The sequence below is a fragment of the Stenotrophomonas sp. PI_27 genome, from assembly GCF_027854495.1.
GTDB lineage: Bacteria > Pseudomonadota > Gammaproteobacteria > Xanthomonadales > Xanthomonadaceae > Stenotrophomonas > Stenotrophomonas pavanii.
In genome coordinates this window covers 244,739-259,592 of record NZ_JAJNOF010000006.1, presented here as the reverse complement: position 1 = coordinate 259,592, position 14,854 = coordinate 244,739, and the positions used below count along the sequence as shown (strand labels likewise).

At 69.0% G+C, this 14,854-nt stretch carries 17 protein-coding genes; 10 read left to right on the top strand and 7 right to left on the bottom strand.

Going from position 1 to position 14,854, the window contains the following annotated elements; genetic code table 11:
• Positions 1-22: 22 nt before the first annotated feature.
• The 4 genes from LRM18_RS10740 to LRM18_RS10725 all read right to left on the bottom strand — a co-directional run bounded on the left by LRM18_RS10740 (position 23) and on the right by LRM18_RS10725 (position 3,169).
• Positions 23-631, bottom strand: a complete 609-nt coding sequence (locus LRM18_RS10740; protein ID WP_270954329.1) for a HutD family protein — start codon at positions 629-631, stop codon at positions 23-25.
• Positions 632-665: 34 nt separating this feature from the next.
• Positions 666-1,391: a murein L,D-transpeptidase catalytic domain family protein gene (locus tag LRM18_RS10735; RefSeq protein WP_053506913.1), complete on the bottom strand. Its 726-nt coding sequence runs from the start codon at positions 1,389-1,391 to the stop codon at positions 666-668.
• A gap of 17 nt (positions 1,392-1,408) precedes the next feature.
• Positions 1,409-2,491 (bottom strand): L,D-transpeptidase, encoded by a 1,083-nt coding sequence (locus LRM18_RS10730; protein ID WP_270954326.1) that lies wholly within the window; start codon positions 2,489-2,491, stop codon positions 1,409-1,411.
• 351 nt (positions 2,492-2,842) lie between these two features.
• A complete protein-coding gene (locus LRM18_RS10725; protein ID WP_308304597.1) occupies positions 2,843-3,169 on the bottom strand; it encodes a helix-hairpin-helix domain-containing protein in 327 nt (108 codons plus the stop codon).
• A 201-nt stretch (positions 3,170-3,370) separates the two neighbouring features.
• Between LRM18_RS10725 and LRM18_RS10720 the strand changes: the two genes are divergently transcribed.
• The 4 genes from LRM18_RS10720 (at position 3,371) to murU (ending at position 7,000) form a co-directional block, all read left to right on the top strand.
• Positions 3,371-4,864, top strand: coding sequence for a M20 family metallopeptidase (locus LRM18_RS10720; protein WP_049467454.1), 1,494 nt, complete (start codon positions 3,371-3,373; stop codon positions 4,862-4,864).
• 69 nt (positions 4,865-4,933) lie between these two features.
• Positions 4,934-5,203, top strand: coding sequence for a GlsB/YeaQ/YmgE family stress response membrane protein (locus tag LRM18_RS10715; RefSeq protein ID WP_005415577.1), 270 nt, complete (start codon positions 4,934-4,936; stop codon positions 5,201-5,203).
• 64 nt (positions 5,204-5,267) lie between these two features.
• Entirely contained in the window at positions 5,268-6,293 is a 1,026-nt protein-coding gene (locus LRM18_RS10710) for a phosphotransferase (RefSeq protein WP_270954319.1), read from the top strand.
• Complete coding sequence (murU, locus tag LRM18_RS10705) at positions 6,290-7,000, top strand: N-acetylmuramate alpha-1-phosphate uridylyltransferase MurU (RefSeq protein ID WP_053462365.1); 711 nt, start codon at positions 6,290-6,292, stop codon at positions 6,998-7,000. The genes LRM18_RS10710 and murU overlap by 4 nt, the downstream gene beginning before the upstream one ends.
• Positions 7,001-7,497: 497 nt before the next feature.
• On the opposite strand, the gene hda is transcribed toward murU, so the two are convergent.
• From hda to LRM18_RS10690, 3 genes are read right to left on the bottom strand one after another with little or no spacing between them, the layout of a single operon-like run.
• Positions 7,498-8,205, bottom strand: a complete 708-nt coding sequence (gene hda / locus LRM18_RS10700; protein WP_049466118.1) for a DnaA regulatory inactivator Hda — start codon at positions 8,203-8,205, stop codon at positions 7,498-7,500.
• Entirely contained in the window at positions 8,205-9,377 is a 1,173-nt protein-coding gene (locus LRM18_RS10695) for an AI-2E family transporter (RefSeq protein WP_049466117.1), read from the bottom strand. Before LRM18_RS10695 ends, hda begins: the two co-directional genes overlap by 1 nt.
• The gene (locus tag LRM18_RS10690; protein WP_064237791.1) at positions 9,374-10,513 is read right to left on the bottom strand and encodes a DUF2066 domain-containing protein; all 1,140 of its coding nucleotides are present in this window, start codon (positions 10,511-10,513) and stop codon (positions 9,374-9,376) included. Before LRM18_RS10690 ends, LRM18_RS10695 begins: the two co-directional genes overlap by 4 nt.
• A 99-nt stretch (positions 10,514-10,612) precedes the next feature.
• On the opposite strand from LRM18_RS10690, the gene purM reads away from it, so the two are divergent.
• The 6 genes from purM to LRM18_RS10660 all read left to right on the top strand — a co-directional run bounded on the left by purM (position 10,613) and on the right by LRM18_RS10660 (position 14,853).
• Entirely contained in the window at positions 10,613-11,671 is a 1,059-nt protein-coding gene (gene purM, locus LRM18_RS10685) for a phosphoribosylformylglycinamidine cyclo-ligase (protein WP_049466113.1), read from the top strand.
• A gap of 21 nt (positions 11,672-11,692) precedes the next feature.
• Positions 11,693-12,178, top strand: coding sequence for a hypothetical protein (locus LRM18_RS10680; RefSeq protein WP_064237790.1), 486 nt, complete (start codon positions 11,693-11,695; stop codon positions 12,176-12,178).
• A complete protein-coding gene (locus LRM18_RS10675; RefSeq protein WP_270954312.1) occupies positions 12,175-12,597 on the top strand; it encodes a hypothetical protein in 423 nt (140 codons plus the stop codon). Before LRM18_RS10680 ends, LRM18_RS10675 begins: the two co-directional genes overlap by 4 nt.
• A 41-nt stretch (positions 12,598-12,638) precedes the next feature.
• Positions 12,639-13,301 carry a DUF2238 domain-containing protein gene (locus LRM18_RS10670; protein ID WP_064237788.1) on the top strand — a complete coding sequence of 221 codons (663 nt, stop codon included), beginning with the start codon at positions 12,639-12,641 and terminating at the stop codon, positions 13,299-13,301.
• Positions 13,298-13,957, top strand: coding sequence for a phosphoribosylglycinamide formyltransferase (gene purN / locus LRM18_RS10665; RefSeq protein WP_064237787.1), 660 nt, complete (start codon positions 13,298-13,300; stop codon positions 13,955-13,957). Before LRM18_RS10670 ends, purN begins: the two co-directional genes overlap by 4 nt.
• 68 nt (positions 13,958-14,025) lie before the next feature.
• The gene (locus LRM18_RS10660) at positions 14,026-14,853 is read left to right on the top strand and encodes a DUF3108 domain-containing protein (RefSeq protein ID WP_049466104.1); all 828 of its coding nucleotides are present in this window, start codon (positions 14,026-14,028) and stop codon (positions 14,851-14,853) included.
• Position 14,854: the final 1 nt, after the last annotated feature.

Sequence of the window (14,854 nt, the reverse complement as noted above, 5' to 3'; positions counted from 1 at the left end):
GGTGCCCAACGGCGCCGGGGAATCACCCCTCTGCCGCACTCACCCGTATCGCCAGCAACTCGCCCCCGCCCTGCAACGCGTGCCGCTGCCGTTCACCCGCTGACAACCACGCGGTATCGCCGGCCTGCAGCGGCGGCAGGCCGCTGTCGGCACCGAACTCGGCCTGGCCAGCCAGCAGGTGCAGCGCCCAGGCTACGCCCGGTTCGCAGAAGAAGAACATCGACCCAACCAGCGGCCGGTGCAGCAGTTCGGCCTGCAGCAGCTCGCGCTTCCACATCAGGTTGAAGTCGTGGGTGGTGCCATCGACCAGCTCGCCATGCAGCGCCTCTTCACCGGCAAACCGTATCCGTCCATGCGGCGGCAGCACTTCGGCCACGCGGCCGTCTTCGAAACGCAGGCGCACGCCGTTGCCCTGCAGCAGCACCAGTTCGCGCTCCACGCCGGGGAAAGCGGAAAACGCGGCATCCTGCTCGATCTCGGCCACCGACAGGCGCAGCGCCCAGTCGTCGCCCTGTGCGGGCAGGCGCAGGATCTCGCGGGTCCAGCCCAGGCCGTTGCGCCAGCGTTCGCGGCGGTAGTCCAGGCTGGAGATGACCTGGTTCGGTGTGTGCAGCAGGGAGTCGATGTTCATCGGCGCATTGCATCATGCCGCGCGCCGCGGTGCATCACCGTGTGGCGAGCGTCCCCTGGCCACCACACTCGCCGCCCAGCAGCTGCGAGTGCTTCAGCCAGTCCTGGTCGGGGTAATAGGCGAACACCATGGTGCCGCCGCGCAACGCATCGATCAGTGGCTTGGCCACCGACAGGCGCACCGCCGGGCAACCCAGGCTGCGGCCCAGCCGCCCCTGCAGCTGCGCGGTGGCCGGGTTCACGTAGGGCGCGCCATGGATGACGATCGCGCGTTCGCGCGCGCGGTCGTTGAAGCCCGGCTCCAGCCCGGCCAGTCGCAGCGAATACCCGTTGCCGCCCATGTAGGTCTCCTGCGCGGTGAACGCGCCGAGACTGGACATGAAACTGCCGTCGCGGTTGGAGAAGTGTTCGGTGCGGTTCTCGCCACTGTTGCGGCCGTGCGCCACCCATTCCTCGAACAGCAGGCGCTGGTGCGCCAGGTCGAACACCCACAGGCGCGGCTCGGTGGACGGCCGCGAATAGTCGATCACGCTGAGGCGATCACCGTTGATGCCCAGCTCCGGCCGCTGCAGCGCGCAGCGCATGGCGTGCGCCGCCAGCTGCAGCACGTGGCGGTCGGCCCTGGGCGCGCTGCGCGACAACAGCGCAGCCAGGTCATCGGCAGAGGTGGCGAGGGCGGGCGTCTGTGCCAGCGCCGGGGCGCTGGCCGAGGTCGCCAGCAGGCCGAACGCGGCCAGCCGGCACAGGCGGGATGCAGTCATGGGCGCAACGAGGGGACTCAGTTGCCCTTGAGGGTGGACCCTGGCGGCTCGGATTCCAAGACCGGCTGCATTCCGGATTCAGCCGGGCTTGGGCGGACCGCCGGCAGCGAGGTCACCAGCAGGGTCGTGCCCGGCACCAGTACCTGGTACAGCTGGCGGGCGAAATCGGCCGGCAGCGCCATCGGCAGCGAGGGCGTGGCCAGCAGGTCCGGCGTGGCCTGGGCACGGTCCTGGCCCAGCAGCGGGTAGGCCGTCCACTGGTGCAGGCGCTGGTTCACGTCCAGCGGGCTGGGCGTGTCACTGTAGCCCTGCCCCATCACGAACAGCGTCGTGCCCTGGAACGCCGGCAGGGCGTCGGCCTTCAGCGGCGACTCGCCGATCATCACGCCATCGCGCAGCACGTACAGGCGCTGGTCATGCAGGCTGACCAGGATGCCGACCTGACCGGCCGGCGCGGCGCTGTCGTTCCACCACGCCTGCGCCGGCGCCCCGCCCTCTGCCTCCGGCAGGGCGTGCCCGCGTGCATTGACCGGCGCCAGGACCGACGGATAGGCCAGGGTCATCGGCGAGCTCTTGGCGTCGGCCACGACCACGGTATCGCCGCGCTGGGTTTCGCTGAACAGCTTCTGCGCGAAGGCCTGCGGCAGGCGCACGCAGCCATGCGAGGCCGGATGCCCGGGCAGGCTGCCGCCGTGCAGGGCGATGCCGTCCCAGGTCAGCCGCTGCATGTAGGGCATCGGCGCGCTGTTGTAGAGGTTGGACTTGTGGTCCTTGTCCTTCTGCAGGATGGTGAACACCCCGGTCGGTGTTTCGTGCCCGGCCTTGCCCGAGCTGATCGTGGTCAGGCCGATGGCGATGCCGTTGCGGTAGACGTACGCCCGCTGCTCATCGAGGCTGACCACCAGCACGATCGGGCCGGTCGGCGAGATTTCCGGATGCCACAGGTATTCGCCCGGTTTCAGGTCGGTCGGCCCGCGCACGTCGGCGGCGCTGGCGGCAGCTGCCGGCTTGGCAGCCGTCGTCGGCGCAGCGGCGTGGGCCAGCAGCGGCAGGGTCAGTGCCAGGGCGAGCATCAGGGGTGTAAGGCGGTGCGCAGGCATCCAGCGGGGTCCTTTCCATGCGGAGCGGCCACCGTACACCATCGGCCCGTGGTGGCCGCGGCAAATCCAGGCGCCGGAAATGAAACTGCCCGGCGACACAGCCATGTGTCGTACCGGGCAATCGTTACGTCCCTGTCGGCCTGCTGCCGCCCCCTCGCATCCTGCGCTGTGGGGGTAGCGTTGCGTCCTGCACGCGGCCGCGTCTGTCCTGTTTGTATCTCAGCCCCTTCCACAGGTCTGTGATGCCACCATCCTGGTGATTGGTGCCGCGTCCTGCGGCGGTCGGTGGTCACGGCCTTCCTGTCCGCGACCGGTGAACCAGCCTCCTGCCGGTTCCGACGATTCCTGCTGTCAGCGCCTGGGTACGGTTCGCACCGGTACCGATCCGGGTACCGGATCCGCCGGCAACACTCTGTTGCCTACGGTGATCCGCTGTCGATTCCGTTCGACGATCGTTTTCCCTATCCCCTTCACCTGCGTCAGGTCCTCGACGCGATGAAACGGGCCGTGTCTGCGCCGGTGCTCGACGATCGCCTCGGCCTTGGCGGCTCCGACCATCGTCAGTCCCTGCTGCAGCGCCTGCGCATCGGCGCGGTTGATGTCGATCGGTTCGGCGGCATGCGCCCCAGCGATCCCCACTACCAGCACCAGTGCCCTCAACACGACACTCCAAGGCACGACGTGTATCTCCCTGTGATTCTGGCCGCCCCGACCGGCAATCCCGTCGGCAGGAACAGTGTCCGTCACCACATGTGCACAGCCTATCGGTTTCCCGGATTTCCGTAAGCCAGCCAAATACCCGACGTGATGTAGGAAAAACCCTACCCGCGGCACAGGCGTAGAATGGCGCGATCACAGCCCATGCAACCGGAGTATCAGATGGACAGCGCCAAGCTCGGCCAATTCGTCAATGACAAGTGGGACAGCGAAATCGTCCCGCAGTTGGTCGACTACATCCGCATTCCCAACAAGTCGCCGATGTTCGACGCCAATTGGGTGCAGAACGGCTACATGGAACAGGCGGTCACCCTGATGGAGAACTGGGCCAAGGCCCAGCAGCTGCCCGGCCTGACGGTTGAAGTCGTGCGCCTGGAAGGCCGTACCCCGCTGATCTTCCTGGAAATTCCGGCCACCGGCGCCGAGACCGGTGACGACACCATCCTGCTCTACGGCCACCTGGACAAGCAGCCGGAAATGACCGGCTGGGACGACGATCTCGGCCCGTGGACCCCGGTCCTGCGTGGCGACAAGCTGTATGGCCGCGGCGGTGCGGACGACGGCTACGCCATCTTCGGCTCGCTGGCCGCGGTGCTGGCGCTGCAGGCCCAGGGCCTGCCGCACGCACGCTGCGTGGTGCTGATCGAAGCCTGTGAAGAGTCCGGCAGCTACGACCTGCCGGCCTATGTCGACCACCTGGCCGACCGCATCGGCAAGCCGTCGCTGGTGGTCTGCCTGGATTCGGGCTGCGCCAACTACGACCAGCTGTGGTGCACCACCTCGCTGCGCGGCCTGACCGGCGGCAATTTCACCGTGAAGGTGCTCAACGAAGGCGTGCACTCCGGCGATGCCTCCGGCGTGGTGCCGTCCAGCTTCCGCCTGCTGCGCCAGCTGCTGTCGCGCATCGAGGACCAGGACACCGGCCGCATCCTGATCGACGGCATGAACGTGGAGATTCCGGCCGAACGCCTGGAACAGGCCAAGCGCGCCGCCGAAGTGGTCGATACCGAGATCTTCGAGAAGTTCCCGATGGTCGACGGCCTGCGTCCGATGAACGAGGACCTGACCGAGCTGGTGCTCAACCGCACCTGGCGACCGGCCCTGTCGGTCACCGGCGTCGGCGGCATGCCGCCGCTGGAATCGGCCGGCAACGTGCTGCGCCCGCAGACCTCGGTGAAGCTGTCGCTGCGCCTGCCGCCGACCGCCGATGGCAAGACCTGCGGCGAACTGTTGAAGGAAGCGCTGCTGCGCGATCCGCCGAACGGCGCGCAGGTCACCCTGGACCTGGAAAAGGCCTCTACCGGCTGGAACGCCCCGGCGATGGCGCCGTGGCTGACCCAGGCCATCGAGGACGCCAGCCAGGCCTTCTTCGGCAAGCCGGCGATGTACATGGGCGAAGGCGGCTCGATCCCGTTCATGGGCATGCTGGGCGAGAAGTTCCCGGGTGCGCAGTTCATGATCACCGGCGTGCTCGGCCCGCACTCCAATGCGCATGGCCCGAACGAGTTCCTGCACATCCCGATGGGCAAGAAGGTGACCGCCTGCGTGTCCAAGGTGATCAGCGAGCACTACGCCGCCAGCCTGCGCGGCGAGACCAGCGGTTCGCCGGTAGCGGCCGACAGCGGTACCCGCCACGGCGACCACGGCTGCTGCTGACCCGGCACCGGTGACGGACGCAGCCTGGCCTTGCTAGGCTGCGTCCACACTCAAGCGGAATCCGCGCGCATGAATGGTCTGTTCGGCAGCAGCAGCTGGTTGTACATCCTGCTGGTCGGCTTCTTCGTCGGCCTGCTCGGGCGTTTCTTCATGCCCGGCAACAACCGCATGGGCTGCCTGCTGACCATCGTGCTGGGCATCCTCGGTGCCCTGCTGGCCGGCTGGTTCGGCCAGTACATGGGCTGGTACGCCCCCGGCGAACCGGCCGGTTTCCTCGGTGCGGTGGTGGGCGCGGTAGCCGTGCTGGCCGTCCTGCGCCTGTTCAGCGGTCGCCGCTGACGCCGTTCCCCCTTTCCTTCCTGTTGCCGACGTTGGCGCGCCCGGCGCGCCCGGATATGCCCGCATGACCGAACCCGCCTCCGATCCCCAGCGCAGCGCGCAGCGCCTGCAGTGGGCCCGTACCCAGCTCGAGGATGCCAACGCCGTGGTCGAGCGCGCCTCGGTCGACGCCGGCATGCGCAGCTACTGGCGCACCACCAGCACGCGCGGCAGCCACATCGTGATGGACGCGCCGCCCGGGCTGGAAGATCCGCGACCCTGGCTGCGCATGCGCGGCCTGCTGCATGACAACGGCCTGCGCGTACCCGCACTGCTGGCGCAGGACCTGCAGGCCGGCTTCCTGCTGCTGGAAGATCTCGGCGGCCCGACCCTGGCCAGGATCCTCGACGAGCGCAACGCCGATGAATGGTTCGGCCGCGCGATCGAACAGCTGCTGCGCCTGCAGGCGATTCCGGTGCCGGCCGACTTCGGCCAGTTCGGCGAAGCGCTGCTGCAGCGCGATGCCGGCCTGTTCGACGAATGGTTCCTGCAGCGCCACCTGAACCTGCAGCTGGACTGCGGCGAGATCGAAGGCCTGCAACTGGTGCACCGCCGGCTGATGGACAACGCGCTGGGCCAGGCCCAGCTGATGACCCATCGCGACTACATGCCGCGCAACCTGATGCCGGTCGACGATGGCCCTGCGGTGCTGGATTTCCAGGACCTGGTGCGTGGCCCGATCGCCTACGACGCGGTGAGCCTGTTCAAGGACGCCTTCCTGAGCTGGCCGCTGCAACGCGTGGACGCGTGGCTGGCGCAGTACCACGCGCGCGCGCGCGATGCCGGCCTGCCGGTGCCCGACCGCGCCACGTTCCTGCGCGATGCCGACTGGATGGGCATCCAGCGCCACGTCAAGATCCTCGGCCTGTTCTGCCGCCTGCGCTACCGCGACAACAAGGGCCACTACCTGGACGACGCGCCGCGCTTCATCGGCTACCTGGATGAAGTGCTGCCGCGCTATCCCGAACTGGCACCGCTGCAGCGGCTGCTGGAGGACCGCATCAAGCCGGCGTTGGCTGAGCTGGGTGCGCCGCTGCGCGTGGCCCGATGAAGGCGCTGATCTTTGCCGCAGGACTGGGCGAGCGCATGCGCCCGCTGACCCTGCACACGCCCAAGCCGTTGCTGGAAGTGGCCGGCAAGCCGCTGATCGTCTGGCACCTGGAACGCCTGGCGGCACTCGGCGTGCGCGAGGTGGTGGTCAACACCGCGTGGCTGGCCGAGCAGTTCCCGGCAACGCTGGGCGATGGCCACCAATGGGGCCTGCGCCTGCATTTCCTGTACGAAGGACAGACCCCGCTGGAAACCGGTGGCGGCATCCTCAACGCACTGCCGGTGCTGGGCGACGCCCCGTTCCTGGTGGTGAACGGCGACATCTGGACCGATTTTGATTTCGCTGCACTACCGCGCGAGCCGCAGGGCCAGGCGCACCTGGTGCTGGTCGACAACCCGGCGCAACACCCGGAGGGCGACTACCGCCTCGATGCGCAGGGGCTGCTGCACCACGACCGCGCAGGGCCGTGCCTGACCTATGCCGGCATCGGCGTGTACCGTCCGTCGATCGTGGCCGACTGGCGCGCGGTGATCGGCGATGCGCCGGGCAGCGAGCGGCTGCCGCCGAAGTTCTCGGTGGTGCCGCTGCAGAAGCATTTCATGGCGCAGGGGTTGATGACCGGGCAGCACCATCGCGGGCGCTGGACCGACGTCGGGACGGTTGATCGTCTGCGCGCGCTCGATGCGGAGTTGGCGGCGAACGGCTGAGCCCCTCGTGGCTGGTCGCGTAGAGCGGATCGCGTGCTTGGCCGGGCGGGTGGGCCATGCAGGGGACGCTGCAAGTACGTCCCTGTAAGCTCGATGGCGCCATCCATGGCGCCAACGCCCCTGCATGGCCCACCCGCCCGGCCTCTGACAGTTTCCGTGCGCCTCCAGCCACGGAAGAATGAAAGAAAAGCAAAAGCGGGTCGCTTCGCTGCGCTTGCTCGGATGTCGACCAAGGTCGACACCCACCAACAGCAGTGCAGTACGCAGTCCCGGCAGATCGCGGGAACCTGTCGAAGGCGGGGTGGCTCAGGTTGCGGGGGCGTGAGCGCCATGGATGGCGCGACCGAGGCTACAGGGACGTACTTGCGCCGTCCCCCGCAACCTGAGCCACCCCGCCTCCCCTCAGGAAGCCAGCTTTTGACGTTGACGTTGACGTTTCCGGCCAGCGGTTGGCACTACCGCGGGTGCAGGGCGCAGCCCGGCAAACAAACCCCACCTCAGTAGCGGGGCCGGCCTTCTTCCAGCACCTGGCGCAGGAACGGCACGGTGATCCGCCGCTTCGCCGCCAGCGACTCACGGTCCAGCCAGTCCAGCAGCGTGATCAATCCGCCCAGCTCGCGACCGGTGTGCGACAGCAGCCACTCGATGGCCGCCTCATCGATCGCCAGGCCACGGCGCAGCGCGCGCTCGCGCAGCACCGCGGCACGGCCTTCCTCATCCAGCGGCTGCAGCAGCACGCGCACGCACTGGCCCAGCCGCGAGCGCAGGTCGGGCAGCAGCAGGCCCAGCTCGCCCGGCGACTTCTGCGCCGTGTACAACACAGTCACTCCAGCCGCACGTGCACGGTTGTGGAAGTCGAACAGCGCGACCTCGTCCTCGCGATTGCCGGCCACTTCGTCCAGGCCGTCCAACGCCACCAGTTCGCGCGCATCCAGCCCGTCCAGCGCCGCACGGACACGGCCGGCGGCGCTGGCCAGCGGCACGTAGGTCGGCAGGCGCCCGGCCTGCTCGGCGCTGGAGCACATCGCCAGTGCCTGGTGGGTCTTGCCGGTGCCCGCCGCGCCTTCCAGGTAGACCCAGTCGTGGCTGGCGCCGACCGCGATCGCGCGCAGCTGCGCCAGCGCGCCATCCGGCGCGCCGATGAAGGTCTCCAGGCGCTGGTCCCGCGGGTAATGCAGGGCCAGCGGCAGTTGCGGCACACCCATCACTTCAGGTCGGGGCCCTTGTCGTTCGGATCGAGCAGGATATGGGGCTGGTCGACCACCCCGTCAAGCACGATCGCCGGCTTCTCGCCCACATACAGCTCGCTCTGGCGATAACGCTGGTGGGCGTAGCGCAGCAGCACGTTGGTCACTGCCGCCACCGGCAGCGCCAGCAGCATGCCGAGGAAGCCGAACAGCTGGCCACCGGCCATCACCGCGAAGATCACCGCCACCGGGTGCAGGCCGATCTTGTCGCCGACGATGCGCGGGGTCAGCACGTAGCTTTCCAGCAGCTGGCCCACGGTGAACACCACGCCGACCAGGATCAGCAGCTTCAGGTCGAAGCCCTGCGCCTGCACCAGCGCGGCGATCACCGCCATCAGCACGCCGGTGGTCGCGCCCAGGTACGGGATGAAGCTGATCAGGCCGGCAATCAGGCCGATCAGCAGGCCCAGCTTGAGGCCGACCAGCGACAGGCCACCGGCATAGATCACGCCCAATGCCAGCATCACCAGGAACTGGCCGCGGATGAACGCCCCCAGCACTTCGTTGGACTCACGCGCCAGCGCGCTGATGGTACCGATGTGGTTGCGCGGGATCACCGAGGCCACCCGCTCCACCAGCTTGTCCCAGTCGCGCAGGAAGTAGAACGCCAGGATCGGCAGCAGCAGGATGTTGACCACCCAGGTCACCATCGCAAAGCCCGAACGCGACACGTAGCCCATGAACGTGGTGGCGAAACCGCCGGCCTGCTGCCAGTGGCTGCGCACCCACTCGATCAGGCGGTCCGGGTCCAGCCACTGCATCACTTCCAGGCCGGTCTTCTGCTCGAACCAGGGAATCCCCTTTTCCATCAGCCACGCCTGTGCCTGCGGCGCGACCGCGATCAGGGTGGTGATCTGGCGCTCGATCATCGGCACCAGCACCAGCAGCAGCGCCACGATCACCAGCACCATCGCCGCGAACACCAGCACCACGCCGGTCATGCGCGAGCGGCCGGTGGCCTCGATGCGGTCCACCAGCGGGTCGCCCAGCCACGCCAGCGCCAGCGCCATCACGAACGGGGTCAGGATCGGCGCCAGCAGCCACACCACCCAGCCGATCAGGCCGGCGAACAGGATGTACTTCAGCCGGCGCAGGAACTGCGCGATTTCAGCTTCCGGGGTCAGGGTCATCGCAGGCGGTACTCGTTGCTGACCGGCGCGGCCACCGGGGCACCGGTGGTGTCATCGATCGGGGTCGGCAGCGCCGGCAGCGGCGCACTGGGTACCAGCACGCCGTTGTCGCCGAGCATGCGGTTGAAGCCGGCCAGGCCGGTGGTCATCTCCACGCTCAGCTCCAGCTGGCCGGCCGAAGCGTGCAGCGGGGTGACAGTGCGCACCACCGGCACTTCGCGCAGGCCCGCGGCCAGGCGCAGGTAGTCATCGGCGCTGTTGATGCCGGTCACCACCACGCGGTAGGTGCCGGCCTGGCCGGTGGCCGCCCCCGCCTTGGCGTAGCGCTTGACCAGCGCGTCGGCGGCGCCATCGGCGCCGGCCGCCATCGCGCGCATGGCGTTGGCGTCCTTGCTGGTCCACTTGTTCAGTTCACGGCCGTTGTCGACGAACACCCAGTCCGCCTGCCAGCCGCCATTGGCGCGGTACAGCTTGCCGATCAGCTGCATCGGTGGCGAGTAGCGCGAGGAGGCGCGGGCCACGGCGGCACTGTCCTGGCGCCAGATGGCCCCGGCCAGGGCCTGTTCGGCAGCGCCGCCGCTGGGCAGGCCCAGCTTGTAGCCCCGCTCGATGGCACGGTTCAGCAACGGGCGGGCGGCGTTGGCCTGCTGCACGCTGACCAGGCGCGGGCCGCTGCCGTCATCGACCGCCAGCCACAGCACCGGCTTCGGCCGCGGCTGCGGCCACAGCGGCAGGCCGAGCGCCGAGACCAGCGCATCGACGTCGTCCTCGCGGAAGCGGGCCACCAGCAGGGTCCGGAAGCTCGGCGCGCCGCTCGCGCCCACGCTCTGGTCCTGCTTGTAGTCGTAGCTGGCCACGTAGTCCTTGGCATTGCGCAGCGCCTGCACCACGCCGGGGCGTGACATCACGTTGCGATCGCCGGACAGCTTGCCCAGCACCACGCTCAGGGCACGGGCCAGGGCACCGTTGCGATCGGCCTCGGCCTGGCTGTTGACGGGCACTTCGGCCTCGTAGGCCCCCGAAGCGGTGGCGACATCTCCCTCCGTGCGCAGGCCGCTCTGGGCCATCGTGGCCACCGGCAGGCTCAGTGCAAGGAGCAGGGTCAGAATCAGGCTGCGGCGCATCAGGACATCCATTGGCTCGACGAATCCGGGGGAATTGTTGCCCGAATACGGCCTTTGCGCCAATGCGGCCTGTTAAAATCGCCCGTTCAACCCCTGCCAGCGCCGACGCCCGTGACCAACACCCCGTCTTCCGCCCCCTCCCCCCTCACCTACCGTGACGCGGGGGTCGACATCGACGCCGGCAACGCGCTGGTCGAGCGGATCAAGCCCCTGGTCAAGCGCAGCTTCCGCCCGGAAGTGATGGGTGGCCTGGGCGGCTTCGGGGCCCTGTTCGACCTGTCCAACAAGTACCGCGAGCCGGTGCTGGTGTCGGGCACCGACGGCGTGGGTACCAAGCTGAAGCTGGCCCACCAGCTGAACCGCCACGATACGATCGGCATCGACCTGGTCGCCATGTGCGTGAACGACGTGCTGGTGCAGGGTGCCGAGCCCCTGTTCTTCCTGGACTACTTCGCCACCGGCAAGCTGGACATCGACACCGCCGCAGCGGTCGTGGGCGGCATCGCCAACGGCTGCACCGAGGCCGGCTGCGCGCTGATCGGCGGTGAAACCGCTGAAATGCCCGACATGTATGCCCCGGGCGAGTACGACCTGGCCGGCTTCACCGTCGCCGCAGTCGAGAAGAGCGAGCTGAAGGACGGCGCCAGCGTGGCCGCAGGCGACGTGCTGATCGGCATCGCCTCGTCCGGCCCGCACTCCAACGGCTACTCGCTGGTACGCCGCATCTACGACCGCGCCGGCCGCCCGGCCGACCTGGAGCTGGAAGGCGGGGTGAAGCTGGTCGACGCGCTGATGGCACCGACCCGCCTCTATGTGAAGCCGATCCTGGCGCTGCTGAAGTCGCACGGTGCCGCCATCCACGGCATGGCCCACATCACCGGTGGCGGCCTGACCGAGAACATCATCCGCGTGGTGCCCGATGGCCTCGGCCTGGACATCCAGGCCTCGTCCTGGACCCTGCCGCCGGTGTTCCAGTGGCTGCAGAAGGAAGGCGCGGTGGCCGACAGCGAGATGTGGCGCACCTTCAACTGCGGCATCGGCTTCGTGCTGATCGTGGCCGCCGACCAGGTCGCTGCGGTGTCCGAGGCGGTCAAGGCCCAGGGCCTGGACCACTGGACCATCGGCCAGGTGGTGACCGCTGAAGGCGCCGAGCGCGTCCGCATCGGCTGAACCCGACGCCGAGGAGCCCGCATGGACGCAACGCCCCCACTGCCCCCCGCCCCCGTGCCGCCGGCGACGACGGTACCGGCGTTCGGCCCCCAGGACGCCGACCACCTGCGCATGCTGTCAATCGCGCACTACGTGGTCGGCGGCCTGATCGCGCTGTTCTCGCTGATCTTCATCGTCCACATCGTGCTCGGCGTCACCGCGCTCACCGGCAACCTGCCGATGAACTCCGGCGGCCAGCCCTCGTCGCCGGCCGAACAGCGCGTGTTCGGTTGGATGTTCGTCCTGATCGGCTGTGTCATCGTGTTCGGTGGCGTCACCCTGGGCGCGTTCGTGGCCTACGCCGGCCGTTGCCTGGCCCGCCGCCGCCGCTACCTGCTGTGCCTGATCGTGGCCGGGCTGGCCTGCCTGTTCACGCCGATCGGTACCGTGCTGGGAGTACTCAGCCTGATCACGCTGCTGCGCCCGCAGGTCAAGGCTGCGTTCGATGCAGCTGGCACGGCGGCATGACGATTCCGGGCACGCCACCGCCGCTGCCGCATCAGACCCTGGCGCACCTGCAGCTGGGCAGCCACCTGCAGACGCTGAAGGTACTGTTCTACGCGCTGGCGGTTTTCCACTGGGTGGCCGCGCTGACCTTCCTCAGTTTCATCGGCCTGGTCGCCAGCGCGCGCGGGCTGGACGATGGCGCGGTACTGGCCACTGTGTACGGCGTCGTTTCAGTGCTGGCTGCCGCGCTTGGCTTCGTGCAGCTGCACACCGCGCGCCTGCTGTCGCGCCGCACCGGGCTGGCCTGGTGCCAGCGCGCGGCCTGGCTGGCGGTACTGGCCGGCCCGCTGGGCATGGCCCTGACCGCCTATGCCTGGGTGTTCCTGTCCAGGCCGGACATGGCCGCCCTGTTCGACCGCGGCGACCATCTCCGCGTCTGAGCTTGCCGGCAGACGCTCCGCCCTCCCCTGATCGACTCCCCATGTCCGCGCCCGCGCTACCGACGACCGCCCCGCCCACCGCCTCCCGTTTCCCGGGCCCCAAGCGGCTGGCCTTTGCCGCCGTACTGGCAGTGTTCGCAATCAGCTGGATCCATCCGCTCTGGCCCACCGAGCAGGCCCTGCACAGCACGCTGACCGTGGTCGGGCTGGCCGCCCTGCTGTGGGTCGACCGCCGTGGTGGCTGGCTGGGCAACGGCGCATTCATCGCGATCTGCGGCTTCATCGCGCTGCATTGCGTGGCGGCGCGCTGGCTGTACTCGAACGTGCCCTACGACGCGTGGGCGCAGGCGCTGACCGGCTGGTCGCCCAACGCGGCGTTCGGCTGGCAGCGCAATCATTTCGACCGCCTCATCCACTTCCTGTTCGGCGTCTGCTTCACGCCGGCGCTGCTGCAGCTGGCACGCCACGCGTGGCCGGCCCTGCGTCGGGGCCAGGCCTTCATCCTGGCGGTGATGACGGTGATGTGCGCCAGCCTGGTCTACGAGTGGTTCGAGTGGGCCATCGCGCTGGCCCTGTCGCCGGATGCCGCCGAGGCCTACAACGGGCAGCAGGGTGACATGTGGGACGCGCACGCCGACATGCTGTTGGCCACCGTGGGCAGCCTGCTGACCTGGCCGCTGATCCGACGGAGCGCCCGGCCATGACCACGCCCACCCGCATTGCGGTGCTTGCCTCCGGCCGTGGCAGCAACCTGCAGGCCATCCTCGATGCGATTGCCGGCGGCCAACTGCCCGCCGAGGTCGTCGGCGTGTTCTCCGACCGCCCCGCTGCCGCCGCGCTGCAGCGGGTCGACGCTGCCCTGCGCTGGGCGCATGCGCCGAAGGAATTCCAGGACCGCGCGGCCTACGAGCAGGCGTTGGGCGATGCACTGGCCGCCGTCGCGCCGGACTGGATCGTCTGCGCCGGCTACATGCGCATTCTCGGCGCCGCCTTCGTGCAGCGCTTCAATGGCCGCCTGGTCAACATCCACCCCTCCCTGCTGCCGCTGCACAAGGGGCTGGACACGCATGCGCGGGCACTGGACGCCGGCGACGCCGAGCACGGTGCCAGCGTGCACCTGGTCGTACCCGAGCTGGACGCCGGCGCCGTGCTGGCCCAGGTGCGGGTACCGGTGCTGCCCGGCGATGACGCCGACACCCTGGCCACACGCGTGCTGGCGGTGGAGCATCCCCTGCTGATCGCCACGCTGCAGCTGCTGTGCGCCGGCCGCCTGACTGAACGGGAGGGCCAGCCGCAACTGGACGGTCACCCCCTGTTTAGCCCGCTGGCCCTAGATTCCGCCGGGAACCTGAACCGGTAACGCCCACGCACACGCCCCGCTGACTGCGGGGCTGGCATCCTGCCCACCTCCTGCGGCTCCTCTCTTCCATGAAGACCACGACCCTGCTGTCCACTTCACTGCTGCTGTCGCTTGTCGTGCTTCCCGGCGTGGGTTGGGGCCAGGCCCAGGCGCCTGCCGCCTCGCCCGCTCCGGCGCCGGTGCCAGCGGTGCAGCCGCCGGCCGAAGCGGCGGCCCCGGCCCTGCCGGCGTTGGCGTGGGAACCGCCGCCGCTGCAGCCGTTCAGCGCCACCTACCAGGCCTTCTACAAGGGCAAGGAGGCCGGCGATGCCAGCATGCAGGTCACCCATACCGGCGGCAACCAGTGGCGGGTCGACATGCAGGTGGTCGGCCGCCGTGGGTTCGCCAGCGTGCTGGGCCTGAACATCGAGCAGAGCACGGTCTTCGAGGAGCGCGCCGGCGCCTATGCACCGCTGAGCCAGAGCACGGTGCGCAAGGGCCTGTTCCTCGGCAAGAAGGCGGTCGGCACGTACAACTGGCAGGCCGGTACCGCGCAGTGGAGCGGCGACGTCGAGAAGAAGCGTGCGCAGCCGATTCCGCTGCAGCCGGGCGACCAGAGTGCCCTGCTGATCAATCTGGCGATCATGCGCGACGCCCGTCCGGGTGCCACCATGCACTACCGCTACGTGGACATGGGCAAGGTCCGCCAGCATGACTACCAGGCCGCGCCGCAGACCGAGAACGTCGAAGTCGGCGACCTGTCCTACAACGCGCTGCGGGTCTACCGGACCAACGGCGGCAACAATGAAACCATCCTCTGGATCGCCAACGGAGTTCCCACCCCGGTGCGCATCCTGCAACGCGAAGACGGCGAAGACCGCGTCGATCTGCGCCTGATCGAATACCAAGGAGTCTGAG